Here is a 15595-nt window from a genome sequence, read left to right as displayed (position 1 = left end):
AAGTAGCGAGTTCTAAACTATTTGTAATCTACACAACAGCCTACTTACAAAGACTGAAATACTTCACAAAGCTAATCCATCAAACTTACTTACAAAACAGACTAGTACTGAGTCCCTGTTTGTCTGCCACATAACAAGTCGTCACCCCATCTCGAAAGCGATAAACTCGCACATTTCCTGTCTGGTAAACCATATCTTGTTGAGTCGCTCTATCTTGACTCACATTAGACATAAAGCGATCGACATTCCCCTTCACAAAAGGATAAAACAGCACCAATCCATAGAAAATCAATGAAAAAAGACCTACCCAACCCAATCCTCTCAGCGCTCTAAGCAAATTCATCTCTTGAGCCTCTCTTTTAGAAATAGGATTATCTACGCAGAGACTTCAGTCAAACTGTAGTAAATTCCATAGGGTATTCGTTCGCCGCTCGACAGTCTAATGGCAAAACTTATCCTGATTCGGCATGGGCAAAGTATCTGGAACGCTGCCAACAAATTTACAGGCTGGGTCGATGTGCCCTTGAGCAAATTGGGGCGACTCGAGGCCGCCAAAGCCGCTTATCGATTGAGAAACTATCAAATCGATGTCTGCTACACCAGTTTGTTGATTAGAGCGATCGAAACCGCCGTCATCTGCCTGACCGAATATCCTGAAGTCTGCGCGGGTCACTCTCCAATCATTCAACATGCTGCCAACGACCCCGACTGGCACGGCTGGGATCAGTACGAAGGCAACTCCGACGAAGAACTGCCGATTTTTCTCAGCCCCGCCCTTGATGAACGCTACTACGGTCAGCTTCAAGGACTCAACAAAGCCCAAACCGCCGAACAATATGGGGCAGACAGGGTGCAACAATGGCGGCGATCGTTTTCCACTCGTCCTCCCCAGGGCGAAAGTCTGCAAGACACCCTGAATCGCACCATTCCCTATTTTCAAAGTCGCATTTTGCCTCACTTGCAGGCAGGCGAAAACGTTTTGGTCGCGGCTCACGGCAATTCTCTACGATCGATCATCATGATTTTGGACAACCTCAACAGTCAAACGATCGCCAATTTAGAACTTATGACAGGTGTACCGATCGTTTACGACCTTGATGAAGCAGCAAAAGTGACAGACAAAATCGTTTTGAATGAATCACTGTAGAGCGATCCTCTATTGATCAGGAAAGGAACTCCGAAATGGAAATCAACCACCCAGACACCTTGACCGAAATCAAAAACGCCTTTGAGCGCTACGAAACGGCCCTCGTCAACAACGATCTCACCGTCCTCAACGAATTATTTTGGGACAGCCCCCACACCATCCGCTTTGGAGTCACCGAAAATCTGTATGGATACGAATCAATTACAGCTTTTCGCAACGCACGGGATATTTCGAGTCTCGATCGCATTCTCAAAAACACCGTAATCACCACCTACAGCCACCACTTTGCCACCACCAACACCGAATTTCAGCGCAAAGGATCGGGTCTGATCGGCAGACAAAGCCAGACCTGGGTACGCACGCCCGATGGTTGGCGAGTCGTCGCGGCTCATGTGTCGCTCATGGCTTGAGCATCTCTGTAAATTTTTGTTAAAATAAGTCGTCAATCAAACCTAGAATTGAGGAGAAAGACAGCATTTCTAGGGATATTGCCCTGAGTCGCTTTGGCATGATCGAGACCCTGTTTCACGCTTACACCCCCTTGCTCGTCTGGACAGGGTTGGGCATTCTCTCTTTTCGCTTTCTACCAGAAAATTTTCCGCGTTTCTTGGGTCGCACCCTCTACTGGGTGGGCGTTCCCTGGCAGATTTTTGCCCTAGCGAGACAGACTGATTTTTCTCATCAAGTAGAGTTAGCTCCCGCCATCACGATCGCCACCCTGGGTACTGGGCTACTCCTCGCCTGGCTCACCCTCCAAATCTTGATCTCATTCACCAGAGATTGGAGCATTCAAGCCAAAGAAGAACTCTCCTTAACGTCTCACGCCTCACTCAGATCCTGGATTCCACCGCTTGATCGCCCTCATCAAGGCACCCTGATCATCGCCAGCACGATCGGCAATACGGGCTTTGTCGGTCTGGGGATTATTCCTGCCCTGTTGACGACGGGCGATATGAGTTGGGCGGTTTTTTTTAGCGTTACCCAAAATCTAATGGGCACTTACGGCGTTGGGGTATTAATTGCCAGCCACTACGGACGACCTGAGCAACCCAACCACGGCTGGCGACTGCTCAAAGATCTGGTCACAGTGCCCTCACTTTGGGCATTTGCGATCGGCTATTCTACCCAGTCAATTCCATTTGTCGGATGGGCAGAGCAGACGATCGACGCTTCTTTACTGTTCGTGATTCCTGCGTCCTTTCTGTTGATGGGAATGCGGCTCAGTCAGCTTCAAGGTCTTCAAAGTCTAAAAGCTGCATTGCTCCCGGTGCTGCTCAAAGTGCTGCTATTGCCCGGTCTGGTTGGCATTGGCACGACGCTATTGGGGTTGTCTGGTGATCCCCGCCTGTCACTCGTCTTGATGGCCGGAATGCCCAGCGCCTTTGCAAGCCTGATTTTGGCGGAAGAATATAACCTTGATCACGACTTGGCAGCCAGCAGCATTGCTTTAAGTACGATCGTGCTACTGGTCATGATTCCGCTATGGCTGGCTCTTTTTGGGCAATGAGTCTGGGCGATCGAGCGGGCTTTCTTAAAGAGACGTGAATTCGCCAGAGATGTTTCGCTTCGTGATTCAGCACTTTCGCCTCCCAATCCCCAAAACTGGGGGCCTTCCGGACGGGATTTTTTGCTTAAAGTCCCCCAAACTTGAGGGATTTAGGGAGCTGCCCGGAGTGATGACCGCAGCGAAGGATTTCATCGGATTCACGTTAAGGAGACAGATGAGAAATAATTAACTGTAGAAAATGTATAAAACCATACTGCGATTTTAATCAATGGTAGAATCATCATGGAAAAGCTCGCCTCCAGCACATGTATGCTATCCACGCCTTCGCTCGAAGTTAAGAAAGTCCAGCCCAACATGAAAATCGGTCGGGTTCTGGTCGTCGAAGATGAAGATTTGATTCGCGACACGATCGCCCTCACCCTCAGCGAGGAAGGCTACGAAGTGCTAACGGCCGCCGACGGTCGCAGTGCTTTAGAGATGATTCAGACGGCGATCGGCAAAGGGAATACTCCCCCGCGATCGTTTCCTTCTGCTGCTCAAGAATCCGCCAAGTTTGATCTGATGATTTTGGATCTGATGTTGCCCTACGTCAACGGTCTAGACTTATGTCGGTTTGTGCGCCGAGAAGGAAACAGCATCCCCATTCTGATGTTGAGCGCTAAAGGGACGGAGACCGATCGCGTCGTCGGGCTAGAAGTCGGGGCCGATGATTATCTCACCAAACCCTTTGGTATGAGAGAGTTAGTCGCTCGCTGTCGAGCCTTGCTGCGGCGGCATCAACAATTTCAGTCTTCGACTCAGGCTCCTACGCTTAAGTTTCAAGACATCACTGTTTTTCCTCAAGAATGTCGCGTCACGGTGCGCGGAGAAGAAGTCAATTTCTCGCCCAAAGAGTTCAAACTGCTCGAACTGTTTATGAGCCACACCAAGCGGGTCTGGTCAAGAGAACAATTGCTAGAACGCATCTGGGGGCCTGACTTTATCGGAGACAGCAAAACGGTCGATGTCCATATTCGCTGGCTCCGAGAAAAGCTGGAGATCGACCCCAGCAACCCTGAGTATCTGGTGACGGTTCGGGGATTTGGCTATCGGTTTGGCTAGATCTGTGTGAGAAGGGTTAAAAATGTGAGAAAGGTTAAAAATACGTCGGTTTGACAGACTTTTCGCGCTTCGTCGGTCTGTTCTTTTGCCCCCAACCTCCCCAATGGGGGACTTTTAGGCAATATTTTTGGAAGGCTCTTACTTAGGGCGAGTTAGGAACGTTTCCAAACCTGTATTTGAGGCCAAGTATTTCGTCGAATTTACGTTAACAGCAGGTAGAACGATCGCTTTATCAAGTTGGTCTACTCGTTTTGGTTGACTTTCTATAGGATCGTGAATTGAATAAGATCGATGATTGCCTGGTTGCTTCGCCCCCTAAATCCCCCATTCTGGGGGACTTTGAGAAAGCAGACATTCTAGAATTTAAGGCAGTTTCGCGGTTCAAAGTCCCCCAAATTTGGGGGATTTAGGGGGCAGAAGCCGAATCAAACGACGCGAAACCGCGAGAATTACAGGTTGTTTAATTCACGATCCTATAGCGTTTCTCAAATGCCACTCCCTGGGTTCGGTTAAGCTAGTAGGCGTTGATCAGTGCAAATTGGTCAATTGCCCCCGTGACCCTGTGGCTAACCTGTGGAATTTTTGTGGTTTCTGCTCGGACTCGCGATCGGACTGCTGCTACTGAGTTGGTTTCGATATCGACTCACTTCAAAACTCAAGCAGTTAACTCAAGACCTGAGTACAGACAATGTGGATGCTGGGCTATCACTGACGTCTCAGTTGACCTTGGCGGTAACTCATCATCAGCGATCAAGCAGACAGCTAGAACGCCGCCTCGAAACCTGGAAACAAATTGTCGATCTAGCCCCGATCGGCTATTTGCAGGTTGACGAAGAAAATCAGCTTATTTGGTGCAACCCCTACGCCTGTCAAACGCTGCATATTCAGTCCCATAATACAAATCAGCCCCGATTATTGTTGGAGCTGGTGCGATCGTATGAGCTAGATTCTCTGATCGAGCAGGCACGAGACAGCCAAAAGCTTTGTCAGCGAGATTGGACGTTTTACGCAGCTTCTGTCGATGCGGTGAATATGTCTGAGCAGCAGGCGATCCCCTTACGGGGGGTAGCGTTTCCCCTGGCAGAAGGAGACGTGGGCGTATATCTAGAAGACCGTCAAGAAGCCTTCACCTTGACTCAACAGCGCGATCGCTGGGCCTCCGATGTGGCCCACGAGCTAAAAACCCCACTCACCTCTATTCGTCTGGTTGCCGAAACCCTTCAATCTCGTCTGGAACCACCTACCCGCAACTGGGTCGATCGCCTGCTCAAAGAAGCGGTGCGTCTAAGTACCTTGGTACAAGAATTGCTCGATCTCGGCCAGTTAGAAATCAGTCCGACTCAACGCTTAAATTTGAAGACGATCGACCTGGTAAATCTGATTCAGGCAGCGTGGCACAGTCTAGAGCCGTTGTCTACCGAAAAGTCAGTCGAGCTGGACTATCAAGGGTTGGATCACTTGCTGATTCGAGGCGATGAGTCTCGCTTACATCGAGTTTTTCTCAACCTATTCGACAACGCCCTCAAATATAGCCAGCCTCAGCATTCGATCGCGGTTCGTCTTGGTCTGCATCCCCTAACTCAACCCTCTAAACAAGCGACCCACGAAATTCAAATCGACATTATCGACGCAGGACAGGGCTTTCCAGACAATTCTCTACCCTTTGTGTTCGATCGCTTTTATCGAGCCGACCCTTCTCGATCGCGCAGTGACACTGAATGGCAACCTAACGCTGACATCGCCTTACAGCCTGTCCAATTAAGTAGCGGCAGCGGGTTGGGACTGGCGATCGTGCGGCAAATCGTCGAAGCTCATCATGGAAAGATTAGTGCCAAAAATGATCCCGGTACCGGAGGCGCGTGGTTACAAATCTTGCTACCTTGGTCAGAGCAGTTTGAATAGTCAGCCCTTATGCTGGACTTTGGGAAACATTGTGCCGCTGATTGAGGGATTGTGCCAATCACCATCTCATGTAATATTTGTACATAATAGTGGTTCTACATAGCTGCTTTGACACTACGGTTTTTGATTCCGCAATTTTAAGGATGTGTGTAGCCTCTGATTTATGTCTGAGAGAGTGCAAAAAATTCTGTCCCAGTGGGGCATCGCCTCCCGTCGTCAAGCCGAGCAACTAATCCTGGAAGGTCGAGTCTTGCTCAACGGGCAAGTCGCTCATCTGGGTGACAAAGCCAGCTTAGGAGTCGATCGCGTTGAAGTAGACGGCAAGCTGGTTCAATCGACCTCCACACCAGCAGGCGACATTTCGCGCCCTAAATCCCTTTATTTTTTGCTTAACAAACCAGCCGGAGTGGTCTCGACCTGCGCTGATCCCCAGGGACGAACCACTGTGATTGACCTACTACCCAACTCCTTGCAGAAGGGTCAGGGGCTTCATCCTGTAGGGCGATTAGATGTAGAATCAACCGGAGCGATCCTCTTGACTAACGATGGTGAATTAACTTACTATCTCACCCACCCCCGTCACATCATTCCTAAGACATATCAAGTCTTGGTAGCAGGCTCACCTTCGTCAGCAGTCTTGCGACAGTGGCAGCAGGGAGTTATGTTAGAAGGTCGAAAGACGTTACCCGCTCAAGTAAAATTTCTTCAGCGTTCAGATGTCCAGACTTTGTTAGAGGTGATTCTCATTGAAGGGAGAAATCGCCAGATTCGCAAAGTTGCAGAACAATTAGGGCATCCAGTGCTACAGCTTCACAGAACCGCGATCGCCACGATCCAAGTCGATCGTCCTCCTGTACGGAGTGGCCAATATCGCCCTCTAAAAAGTTTTGAAGTCCGTTTGTTGAAAGACCGATTTGACCTAACATCGATTAGGTTGCCAGCAGAGATCAAGGAGCAGAGCGTATGAATAAGCAAGTCCTCCAGGCAAACCGAGAGCAAGCAGAACGGCTGGCAGAGTTGGGAATGCGCTTGGCTCAGTTACGTCAGCAGCAAGAAATTTCTCTCGAAGCAGTCGCTCGGATTACTCGCATCCAGCCCAGACTTTTGAGGGCGATCGAGGAAGGCAATCTCAACATTTTGCCTGAGCCTGTCTACATCCAAAGTTTTTTGAGACAGTATGCCGACGCGATCGGACTGGATGGCGTAGAGTTTGCGAGTGCCTTTCCGACTCGGTTTGGTCTGCCCGAAATTCGTCCTTCGTGGCGCAGTTTGCCGGGGGCCCAGTTGCGCCCAATACATTTATATTTGCTTTATATGTTTTTGATCGTCTCTGCGGTCAACGGTCTTTCTTATTTTCTTAATCGTTCGTCAACTCAGGCGCAGCTACCAGAAGTACAGCGATTGCAGTCCGCACCAGGAACGGCGATCGGGCCGGCCAGTCCAATGCGAAACCCAACGACTCCGGTCGCCAACGTAGCCGCCAAACCTGGAACGCAAAAGCCCATTCGAGTCGGGTTAACACTGACTTCTCAATCCTGGGTGCGGGTAGTTGCCGATGGCAAAACTGAGTATGAAGGCGTTTTGTCAGAGGGCGCTCAAAAAACCTGGATGGCTGAGAAGCAGGTTGTCGTCCGCGCAGGAAATGCAGGAGGCGTGATGGTCACTTACAACGATAGTCAGGCAAAACAGTTGGGTCAGCCCGGTGCGATCGAAGAAGTAGCCTTTCCGCCTGATCCCCGCTTTGCTAATTTGCCGCCCGTGGTCAATGAGATGAACGTAGATTCACCCGATCGCGCCTTTTAGACTGATCGAAACAATCCTGGTAAATAGGTAACTAAAGGTCGCAGCTATCCGAACAAATTCCGTCTTCGCAAACTCAAGATTCCTGAGATCTTTGAGCTTGCGGTGGCGTTTGTTCACCTGTCAGGGGGTTCAACCGTCATATCTAGTGACTGTTTGCCGCGATCGCTTCGATACAGTCTGGCTGATCGTGAGTGGGGCGATTGACCAGGGGACTGACCGCATAAGATTGCATCGCTTCCGATTCATAAGGACGAAGCAGGGCTTGTAAAGCATCTGTGTCCTGATTTTGGGGATCGAGCCAGCGATCGTAATCTTCGGGGTGCAGCATCACAGGCATCCGATCATGTACCTGACTCAGAAGTAAGTTGGCATCGGTTGTCAGAATGGTGCAGGTCTGCCATAGATCGCCCTCTGGGGACGACCACTGCTCCCACAAGCCAGCAAATCCAAACGTCTGACCGTTTTCTAGCCGAAAGTAAAAGGGCTGCTTCTTGCCCTGGGTTTTCTGCCATTCATAAAATCCGTCCGCCGTGATTAAACAGCGTCGTTTTTTGAAGGCTGATCGAAAGCTGGGTTTTTCGGTGACGGTTTCCGATCGCGCATTGATCAGTCTCGCGCCGATTGCCGGATCTTTTGCCCAAGTGGGGATCAGCCCCCAGCGTAAGGCTTTGAAGGTACGATCGCCCGATTCGCTCAAGATTGCCGGAACGGTTTGCGTCGGTGCAATGTTGTAGCGGGGTGTCCAGTCAAGGATGTCATCGAGATCAAAGGCGGAGGCGATCGCTTCACCTGTCAAGCTTTGAGTAAATCTGCCACACATAGTTAAAAAAGAGGTTGGTTAAAAAAAGAGGTTTAAGAAAACGACTCAAAAAACTTGTGCAAAAAAGGTAACGAGCCAAGCCTGACCCATTACCTGATAACTAAACCTATAGAAGAACAATCCAATTAAACGCTCTAAACCTGTTGTTTGAACTTACTTAAAGTTGATTTTTTGCGTATCTGCGTGATGCTTCACCTGAGAAACCACATTGTAGGCATGTTCGCCGGGTTCTTCGCGTGCATCAACATTGCCTTCGGTAGACCCGCCGATCGCTCGCCACTGAGCCAGTCCGCCTTTGATTTCTGCAACGCTCTTAAATCCAGCTTCACGAAGTAGTTGAGCAGCCTGAGAAGTTTCTTCAGCGCTGTTTCCGTAAACGTAGATATCGCGCTTTGACTCCAGATTCTTTTGCGCCATGTCCACCAACTCACTCAGGGGGAAATTCATTGCGCCCATGATTTTGCTGTCGTTAAACGCTTCACGGGATCTGACATCCAAAATCGTCAGAGCAGGTTCGCCCCACTCTAAGCGCGACTTGAGATCATGAACTGAAGACTCTCTCTTCAAATCTGGGGGCGTAGGCGTGACATTAGGAAGTGCGTCTTTAGCGTCTTTAATAAGATCTTGTGGGTTTTTCATAATTGCCTCTGTGTCTAATCAATTACTCAGAAACTTTACTGAAAAAGCGATCGGGATCTAATCTTTCTCAGGTGAGAGGAAGTGATTTTCTTTAGGCATAAATGAGCGCGATCACGACAGATCCCCAACTTCAAAATCAGGGATCTGTACCGTCAATTATTCAGAATCACAAGCTTGCTGATCTGCGGTTAGTTAAAGCTTTGAGTTCGCCACGGAGTCGGATCAACTGACAATCCTTGAACGTAGAATCCCCAGTGTAAATGCGGGCCGGTCGCGGCACCCGTCCCCCCTAGGCCCCCGATCGTTTGTCCAGCTTTGACGAAATCGCCTTCTTTGACGTTGATGCGGCTCAGATGGAGATAAATGGTAGAAACGCCCTGACCGTGGTCAATTCCAACACAGTTGCCGTGAATTTTGAAGCCGTTTGCTTCTCGTCCCACTAGCGCCACTCGACCATCCGCAGGCGCGATAATGGCAGATCCAGAATTGCCCGCATAATCCACCCCCCGGTGATAGTAGTCCTGAGCAAACACGCCATTGTAGTAGCGACGTACTCCATACCCTGTGGTCGTTTCACCATTGTTGGGCCGCAGAAACTTACCTGACCAAAACTTTTGAGGACTGACAATTTTTTTGAATTCATCTACGCGATCGAATTCAAAATCGGTGCCGTCGTCACCTTTGCCCGGTGGAAGCCAGATGCGCTGCGTGGGAAACGATCGCTTCTTTAAGTTGACCGTCAAATTTTGAGTTTCACTGCCATCAGTGACCTTAAGAGAGAGGCGACCGGGACGATCAAGGGGAGTCGTCGGTAAGAGGGCGCGAAATTTCTGACTTCCGACCGCAAAGGTGGGATAGGATTTGTTCCCCAGCGTCACCGTCGGCGTAGCGCCTTGAGACTGTACCAAAACCGTGAGCGTATCGCCCAATTGAGGATTAGCAGGTGTGATCTGAGCTTGTAGAGCGCGGGAAGGATGGGCAATCAAAATCGTCGCGATCGCCACACAGCCAGCCAAAATCACTTTTACAGGCGTTGAAAGTTTAAGTAAATTGAACATTCGTGGTGTGAGGAGTTGAGAAGAGGTGACTCAGTATCAGATTCAAGTCATTCTAGAATTGTTTCTCTCTAAAGTCGCATCATCCGCAATCTCGTCTAGAAAAGTTCAACAGTCTGTACGACTAGAGACGGTCGATCGCCCCCTGCATCCCCTAAACTTTTTCTAGCCTCAAGATGTATTTGCATGAAAACATACGACTGGATTGTAGTGGGCGCAGGCATTACAGGAGCCGCCCTGAGCTACGAACTCGCCAAACAAGGATTTTCAACGCTGCTTTTAGAACAGTACGATCCCCTCCAGGGTGCGACTCGCTATAGCTATGGGGGGCTGGCATTTTGGTCAGGCACGACGGACTTAACGCGCCAACTGTTTGCCGAAGGCATTGAGATGCACCGTCAGCTATCGGATGAGTTGGACACAGACACACAGTTTCGAGAAATGGATTTGCTGCTGACGATCGCCGCCCACAACGATCCCCAAAAAATGGCAGAAAATTACACTTCGTTTGCCATCCCACCTCAGTTACTCACCGTTGACGAAGCCTGTGAATTAGAGCCGCTACTAAATCGGGAAGCAATCTCCGGTGCCCTGACGGTCAAACATGGACACATTGAGGCAGAACTGACCACTCAGGGCTATTGTCAAGCCTTTCAAAAATTGGGCGGAGACTTCAAAATTGCTCACGTTACAGGGTTGGTGAGAACCGGGGATCAAGTTTCTGGCGTGACGACTCGTGACCAACCCTTCCACAGCGCCAATGTCGTCATGTGTACTGGGGGGATCAGCCGCCAATTGCTCAAAGAAGCAGGAATCTCCGTCAAGCAATTTTTTACTCACGCAGAATTAATCGAAATGCCGCCCGTCAAAGTCAAGCTTCGCACTCTGGTCATGCCTGCCGAAGGAGAGCGCTTTCAACTTGAAGCAAAATCGACCCAGCCCACCGTCGAAGACCTGTGGAACGAACCTGGACACGAGCCAACCCCAGCTATTCTTGACGCGGGAGCCATTCAGTTTCTCAACGGCACGATTCGTCTGGGACAGGTCAGCCGCACTTTAACTGATCCCCATGCGGCGATCGACCCCCTTCAAAGCGAGTCCGATCTGAGAGCCAAAATCAGAACCATTCTCCCCACACTCGGCGACCTACCAGGAACCTGGCACCATTGTTTGATTGCCTTTAGCAGCGATCGCCTTCCTCTCATCGGCTCAATTCCGGGCACGCGGGGCATCCATGTCTTCTCAGGCTTTAGCAATCCGCTGGTGGTGGTTCCCACAGTCGCCCGACGATTTGCGGCTTGTATGAATGGAAAAACCGACGAGGCGATCGTTCAATTGTCGCCCGGCCGGTTTGATGAGAAGGTCGTGTGAACTCGATAAGATTCTTCACTTCGATATTCAGCGCTTCTGCCCCCAACCCCCATTCTGAAGGACTTTAAGACGAGAGTTCTAGTTCAAAGTCCCTGACTGGTGGGGGATTTAAGGGGCGAAGAAGGCTTGAACGTATCGAAAAATTTCATCGAACCTACGTTAATGTCTAGAAGCTAAACTGCGTTCGGAAGCTGCCCACAAAGATCGTTGGATTGACTTCAAAGTTGTTGGGGTTGAAGATCGCGTAGAACGTCGGCACTACAGCAATATTTTGAGTCAACGGATAAAAATAGGACGCTTCTAACTCATACTGGGTGCCACCGTCGCCACCCCCCGATGCAAAGAATCGCCGCCCCCTTGTGATATCCATCGGCATCAAGAAAGTGACCGTACCCAACGCACCTTTTTTACCCAGATCAGGGAAGCCGACCCCCACCTGGAAGGACTGAGTTCTGACTCTTCCATCCACCGGATTCAGATCAATATTCGCGAAGCTGTAGCGCCCAAATACACCAATCCCAGGAGTCAGCGCCCAGTCAAAGTTTACGCCAAACATGTCTGCTGAGGCGTATCTCAGTCCACCCCCAATTCCCCCCTCTGAGAAACCAGGGCCCGCATCCAGGTAGCCATAGGGAATGGGTTCTCCGATCGCTCCGCCCACCTGTCCGCCGTAGGCCTGAATGCGCGAGTGGTTGTATTGAAAGCGTAGGTTGATCTTGTCGTTGGGCGAGAAGGTGAGTTCTGCGGATGTCGTGTTGGTGCCGCCAAACAAGCCAAACTGGGGATTGCTCGACGTATTAAAGCCAAATTGAGCAGGCAAGAATTCGGTGTTTTCACCCAAATAGCCGAGCGCTAGACGAAACTGTTTGCTCAGATTGATTTCAACGACGGCTCCTGAACCCCGGTCGATCGAATTGGACTGAGTGCTGTTGGAGGTGTCAAAGCTGGCTCCCGAATTGAAGACAAAGTTAAAGCGATTGAAGTCAAAGTGACGATACCAGTTGATGCGAGGGCCAACGGTGACTTTGACATTTTCGCCCACCGGAAAGCTGTAGAAGAGATCGTGAATTACGACATCAGGACGACCGTTGACCGTTCCCGCTGATTGGTCGAAGAAAGGAACACCACTCGCATTAAAAAAGCCAGCCGACGCATATTGGTTGTAAGGAGAAATCGAGTTTCCAGCCGCCAACTGAGTCACCAGCAGATCTTTTCCGCTAAAGGAGGTGTTGAGGGTCAGCCAGGTCAGGAAGCCTAGCGTGATGTTGGGATCGGTGGCGGTTAGGGTCGTAGGCAGTCCTCCAGTTCGGGTTGCAAAAAATCGACCGTTCCCCGGATCGTTGGCTCCAGAAACGGGCCCTTCATACAAGACTCCGCGCCCGGCGGTCGCGCCTGTGATGTTGACCCAGACATTTCCTTGCAGCTTGGTGGTGGTTGAGAACTGCTGCTTTTCTAAGGTGGTGGCTCGCGCTTCGAGGGCATCGACCCGTCCGCGCAGGGTGGCTAACTCGGCGGCAAATTCTTCTTGTAGTTTTTGCAATGTGGCCAGGTCTTCTTTTTTGACCAGATCTGCCGTAGCTGCGGCGATCAGTTCATTGACGCGATCGAGACAAGCATTCAACCCAGCCGCAAACTCATAGCGAGTCATGGCCCGATTGCCGCGATAGGTTTTGTCGGGATAGCCCGCAATACAGCCGTAGCGCTCAACCAGCGACTGAAGTGCCTGAAACGCCCAATCTGTGGGGCGCACATCGCCCAATTGAGAAACAGAAGTCACCTGCGACATGGGGGTTTCTGGAGTCTCTTCGGCTTGATCTAAAGAGGCAATGCTTTCGATCGCATCCAAACTTGAGGTTGTGGGAACCGTCGCATCGGCAACCTTGAGCGGAGAAGCAGGAGCAACCGCAGTCTGAGAAGAATCAGCAACCACCAGATCAACTTTCTCTAGCAGATCTTGGGTATCAGTCGGCTGCGCTGCGGAACCGATCGTAGAGTTGGATACCACTAACGTCGCCCAAACGACTGGAGAAAGCAGCAAGGGCTTCCAGAAATTAGACTTACTCAACATACAGCCTCACACCTATCCGAACATAACTTTGGTGTGTATCGTACCAAACAAGTGTTGTCGAGACTGTAACTTTGTGAACAGAAAAAAGTGAGGAGTGAGGAGTGAGGTGTGGTTTGACACTCCCCGGCGTGAACGCACGGGGATTCTTTAATCTACGAGCCAACTTGCTCAAGCAGGATTGCTCCAGCCAAAGTAGAGGTCGATTCTCCTAAAGCGTTGCTTGGTTCAAGACCAAAGGTTCCGGTATGCCCTACCGTACCCAACCCCCGGCTGAGGATGTTTCTCGCTGCATTATGGTCTCTATCCAACACACACCCACACCGACAAATATGAGTGCGCGTACTCAAAGCTTTCCTGACCACTTCACCGCAGCGAGAGCATTCTTGGCTGGTGTATTGAGGATTCACGGCTATCGTGATTCGTCCAAACACCTTTCCAAAGTATTCAATCCAGACTCGGAACTGATACCAAGATGCGTCGTTAATCGACTTGGCAAGACAATGATTCTTCGCCATATTTTTGATTCTCAAATCTTCGTAGGCGACTACATCGTTAGATGTGATGACGCACCGCGCCAGCTTAATGGCATGGTCTTTACGCTGCCTACTTATTTTGAGATGGCGCTTACCTAAAACCTGTCTTGCTTTCCGCCTGTTGTTTGACCCCTTCACCCTGCGAGAAACACGTTTTTGGGAACGCTTGAGAACTCTTTCACCTTTACGGAGAAAGGTCGGATTCTCAATCATTACACCCTCTGAGTCAGTGTAGTACTCTTTCAAGCCCACATCTAACCCGATAGTGTTTCCCGATGGCTCTAACATCTCTGAACGATTCACATCTACGCAGAACTGAACGTATACGCCATCTGCCCGTTTTACCAATCTCACCCGTTTAATTTGGTCAGGTTGATAGAAATGCAAATCGCGGGTTCCTTTCAGTTTCAAGCGCCCAATGTTCTTTTTGTCCGTGAACGTGATGAACTTCTTATCGTCTGCCAGCTTCCATCCAGAGGTTTTGTACTCAACCGAGCGACAATCTTTTTGGAATTGCGGAAACCCTTTCTGACCGGGGATTCCTTTCTTGCAGGTTTCAAAGAACCGATTGATGGATGACCAGGCTCGTTCTGCACTGGCTTGCCGAGCCATGCTGTTAAGTTCATTTGCAAACGGGAAATTCTTTGCTAACACCGCGCAGTATTTTTGCAAATCGTTTTGTCCTGTCCCCTTAACATCCATCCACAGCCGAATACAGCTATTTCGGATGAATTGGGCAGTGCGAATTGCTTCGTCTACTGCTTTGAACTGGCTTGATTTCCCGTATGTTTTGAACTCTAAGACCAGCATCGTTTTGACCCACCCACGATATTCTTATATTAGCACAGTCAATATAAGATGTATAAGATGTGTTGAAAATCTCTTGGTCTGCTGCCTGAGAGATTGGCGCTATCGCGCCGTTGCTCTGCATCCCCGTCCTCAAGGAGCGGGGCTTTCCGCAAAATCTCGGTAAAGTCGCAACCAGGAACAGCCTCCCGTCGGAGGTTCTCGCCGAATACTCCCGTGCCAATTGCCCAACCAGAGTCCAAGTTTTTCAGACCAGAGCCATCCTTGAGAATTGGGAGTCAAAGGCTGATAACGCTGTGAAGCATCCAAATGCCAACCTTGTAGAGAGGTGGGGTCAAATGGATTGTAGACAAAGTAGTCTGCGGTGCGAAAGGTGCGTTCGTAGAGGTGTCTTTTCTCGTTGAGGTCGATGTTAGCAGTAGATGGGGACATGAATTCGACGATCACATCAGGGTAGCGTCCTTGTTCTTCCCAGGTAATCCAACTGCGCCGCTCTCGATCGCCATCCACCTCCAGAGCCACAAAGTAGTCGGGCCCTCGAAAGTCTCGATTCATGGCTTGGTTTTGGCTGTAGTAGACAAACATGTTGCCGCCTGCAAAGTAGTCTGTCCGGTGACTGAGGGCTTGTAGGGTCGAGTCAATCAACACATTCATGGCGATGCGGTGGCGGTTGCTTTCCAAGGGTTCTCCGTCGTCGTAAGGCAGATCGGTCGGCGGTGACGGAAATTCCCATTCTGGGTCAGGCTCAGGATCAGGCTCATAACCAGCGAGAAGGGGTTCTTGAGGGTTGAGCGGGTTGGTCAGGATGGGGTCGAGTGACATAGCCGTTCTCCTGTGTGTCA

The 15595-nt window shown here is 50.2% G+C and carries 16 protein-coding genes; 9 read left to right on the top strand and 7 right to left on the bottom strand.

The window, feature by feature from the left end:
• Positions 1 to 85: 85 nt before the first annotated feature.
• Complete coding sequence (locus ACKFKH_RS16500) at positions 86 to 343, bottom strand: hypothetical protein (protein WP_446859412.1); 258 nt, start codon at positions 341 to 343, stop codon at positions 86 to 88.
• Positions 344 to 442: 99 nt separating this feature from the next.
• Here ACKFKH_RS16500 and ACKFKH_RS16495 point away from each other — a divergent pair, with 99 nt between their 5' ends.
• The 7 genes from ACKFKH_RS16495 (at position 443) to ACKFKH_RS16465 (ending at position 7460) form a co-directional block, all read left to right on the top strand.
• Entirely contained in the window at positions 443 to 1147 is a 705-nt protein-coding gene (locus ACKFKH_RS16495; protein ID WP_446859411.1) for a 2,3-bisphosphoglycerate-dependent phosphoglycerate mutase, read from the top strand.
• A 35-nt stretch (positions 1148 to 1182) separates the two neighbouring features.
• Positions 1183 to 1557 (top strand): oxalurate catabolism protein HpxZ, encoded by a 375-nt coding sequence (gene hpxZ / locus ACKFKH_RS16490; RefSeq protein WP_446859410.1) that lies wholly within the window; start codon positions 1183 to 1185, stop codon positions 1555 to 1557.
• Positions 1558 to 1655: 98 nt separating this feature from the next.
• Positions 1656 to 2654 carry an AEC family transporter gene (locus tag ACKFKH_RS16485; protein ID WP_446859409.1) on the top strand — a complete coding sequence of 333 codons (999 nt, stop codon included), beginning with the start codon at positions 1656 to 1658 and terminating at the stop codon, positions 2652 to 2654.
• A gap of 309 nt (positions 2655 to 2963) precedes the next feature.
• Positions 2964 to 3755, top strand: coding sequence for a response regulator transcription factor (locus ACKFKH_RS16480; RefSeq protein ID WP_446859451.1), 792 nt, complete (start codon positions 2964 to 2966; stop codon positions 3753 to 3755).
• Positions 3756 to 4328: 573 nt separating this feature from the next.
• A complete protein-coding gene (locus ACKFKH_RS16475; protein WP_446859408.1) occupies positions 4329 to 5657 on the top strand; it encodes an ATP-binding protein in 1329 nt (442 codons plus the stop codon).
• A 163-nt stretch (positions 5658 to 5820) separates the two neighbouring features.
• Positions 5821 to 6624, top strand: coding sequence for a pseudouridine synthase (locus ACKFKH_RS16470; RefSeq protein ID WP_446859407.1), 804 nt, complete (start codon positions 5821 to 5823; stop codon positions 6622 to 6624).
• Entirely contained in the window at positions 6621 to 7460 is an 840-nt protein-coding gene (locus tag ACKFKH_RS16465) for a helix-turn-helix domain-containing protein (RefSeq protein WP_446859406.1), read from the top strand. Before ACKFKH_RS16470 ends, ACKFKH_RS16465 begins: the two co-directional genes overlap by 4 nt.
• Positions 7461 to 7602: 142 nt before the next feature.
• Here ACKFKH_RS16465 and ACKFKH_RS16460 read toward each other — a convergent pair whose 3' ends face one another.
• The 3 genes from ACKFKH_RS16460 to ACKFKH_RS16450 all read right to left on the bottom strand — a co-directional run bounded on the left by ACKFKH_RS16460 (position 7603) and on the right by ACKFKH_RS16450 (position 9977).
• Positions 7603 to 8280: an SOS response-associated peptidase gene (locus tag ACKFKH_RS16460; RefSeq protein WP_446859405.1), complete on the bottom strand. Its 678-nt coding sequence runs from the start codon at positions 8278 to 8280 to the stop codon at positions 7603 to 7605.
• Between the two features lie 153 nt (positions 8281 to 8433).
• A complete protein-coding gene (locus tag ACKFKH_RS16455; RefSeq protein ID WP_446859404.1) occupies positions 8434 to 8919 on the bottom strand; it encodes a rhodanese-like domain-containing protein in 486 nt (161 codons plus the stop codon).
• Between the two features lie 188 nt (positions 8920 to 9107).
• The gene (locus ACKFKH_RS16450; RefSeq protein WP_446859403.1) at positions 9108 to 9977 is read right to left on the bottom strand and encodes a M23 family metallopeptidase; all 870 of its coding nucleotides are present in this window, start codon (positions 9975 to 9977) and stop codon (positions 9108 to 9110) included.
• A gap of 25 nt (positions 9978 to 10002) precedes the next feature.
• Between ACKFKH_RS16450 and ACKFKH_RS16445 the strand changes: the two genes are divergently transcribed.
• A complete protein-coding gene (locus tag ACKFKH_RS16445; RefSeq protein WP_446859402.1) occupies positions 10003 to 10143 on the top strand; it encodes a hypothetical protein in 141 nt (46 codons plus the stop codon).
• A 17-nt stretch (positions 10144 to 10160) separates the two neighbouring features.
• Positions 10161 to 11345, top strand: a complete 1185-nt coding sequence (locus ACKFKH_RS16440; RefSeq protein ID WP_446859401.1) for an NAD(P)/FAD-dependent oxidoreductase — start codon at positions 10161 to 10163, stop codon at positions 11343 to 11345.
• Between the two features lie 166 nt (positions 11346 to 11511).
• Here ACKFKH_RS16440 and ACKFKH_RS16435 read toward each other — a convergent pair whose 3' ends face one another.
• From ACKFKH_RS16435 to ACKFKH_RS16425, 3 genes are all read right to left on the bottom strand, one after another.
• Positions 11512 to 13413 (bottom strand): iron uptake porin, encoded by a 1902-nt coding sequence (locus tag ACKFKH_RS16435; RefSeq protein WP_446859400.1) that lies wholly within the window; start codon positions 13411 to 13413, stop codon positions 11512 to 11514.
• A 152-nt stretch (positions 13414 to 13565) separates the two neighbouring features.
• Entirely contained in the window at positions 13566 to 14756 is a 1191-nt protein-coding gene (locus tag ACKFKH_RS16430) for an RNA-guided endonuclease InsQ/TnpB family protein (protein WP_446859399.1), read from the bottom strand.
• A gap of 129 nt (positions 14757 to 14885) precedes the next feature.
• The gene (locus ACKFKH_RS16425; protein ID WP_446859398.1) at positions 14886 to 15575 is read right to left on the bottom strand and encodes a Uma2 family endonuclease; all 690 of its coding nucleotides are present in this window, start codon (positions 15573 to 15575) and stop codon (positions 14886 to 14888) included.
• Positions 15576 to 15595 lie beyond the last annotated feature (20 nt).

It is taken from the genome of Phormidesmis sp. 146-20 (assembly GCF_052939475.1).
Note: the sequence above shows the minus strand (reverse complement) of the source record. Positions and strands in the feature narration are given on the sequence as shown.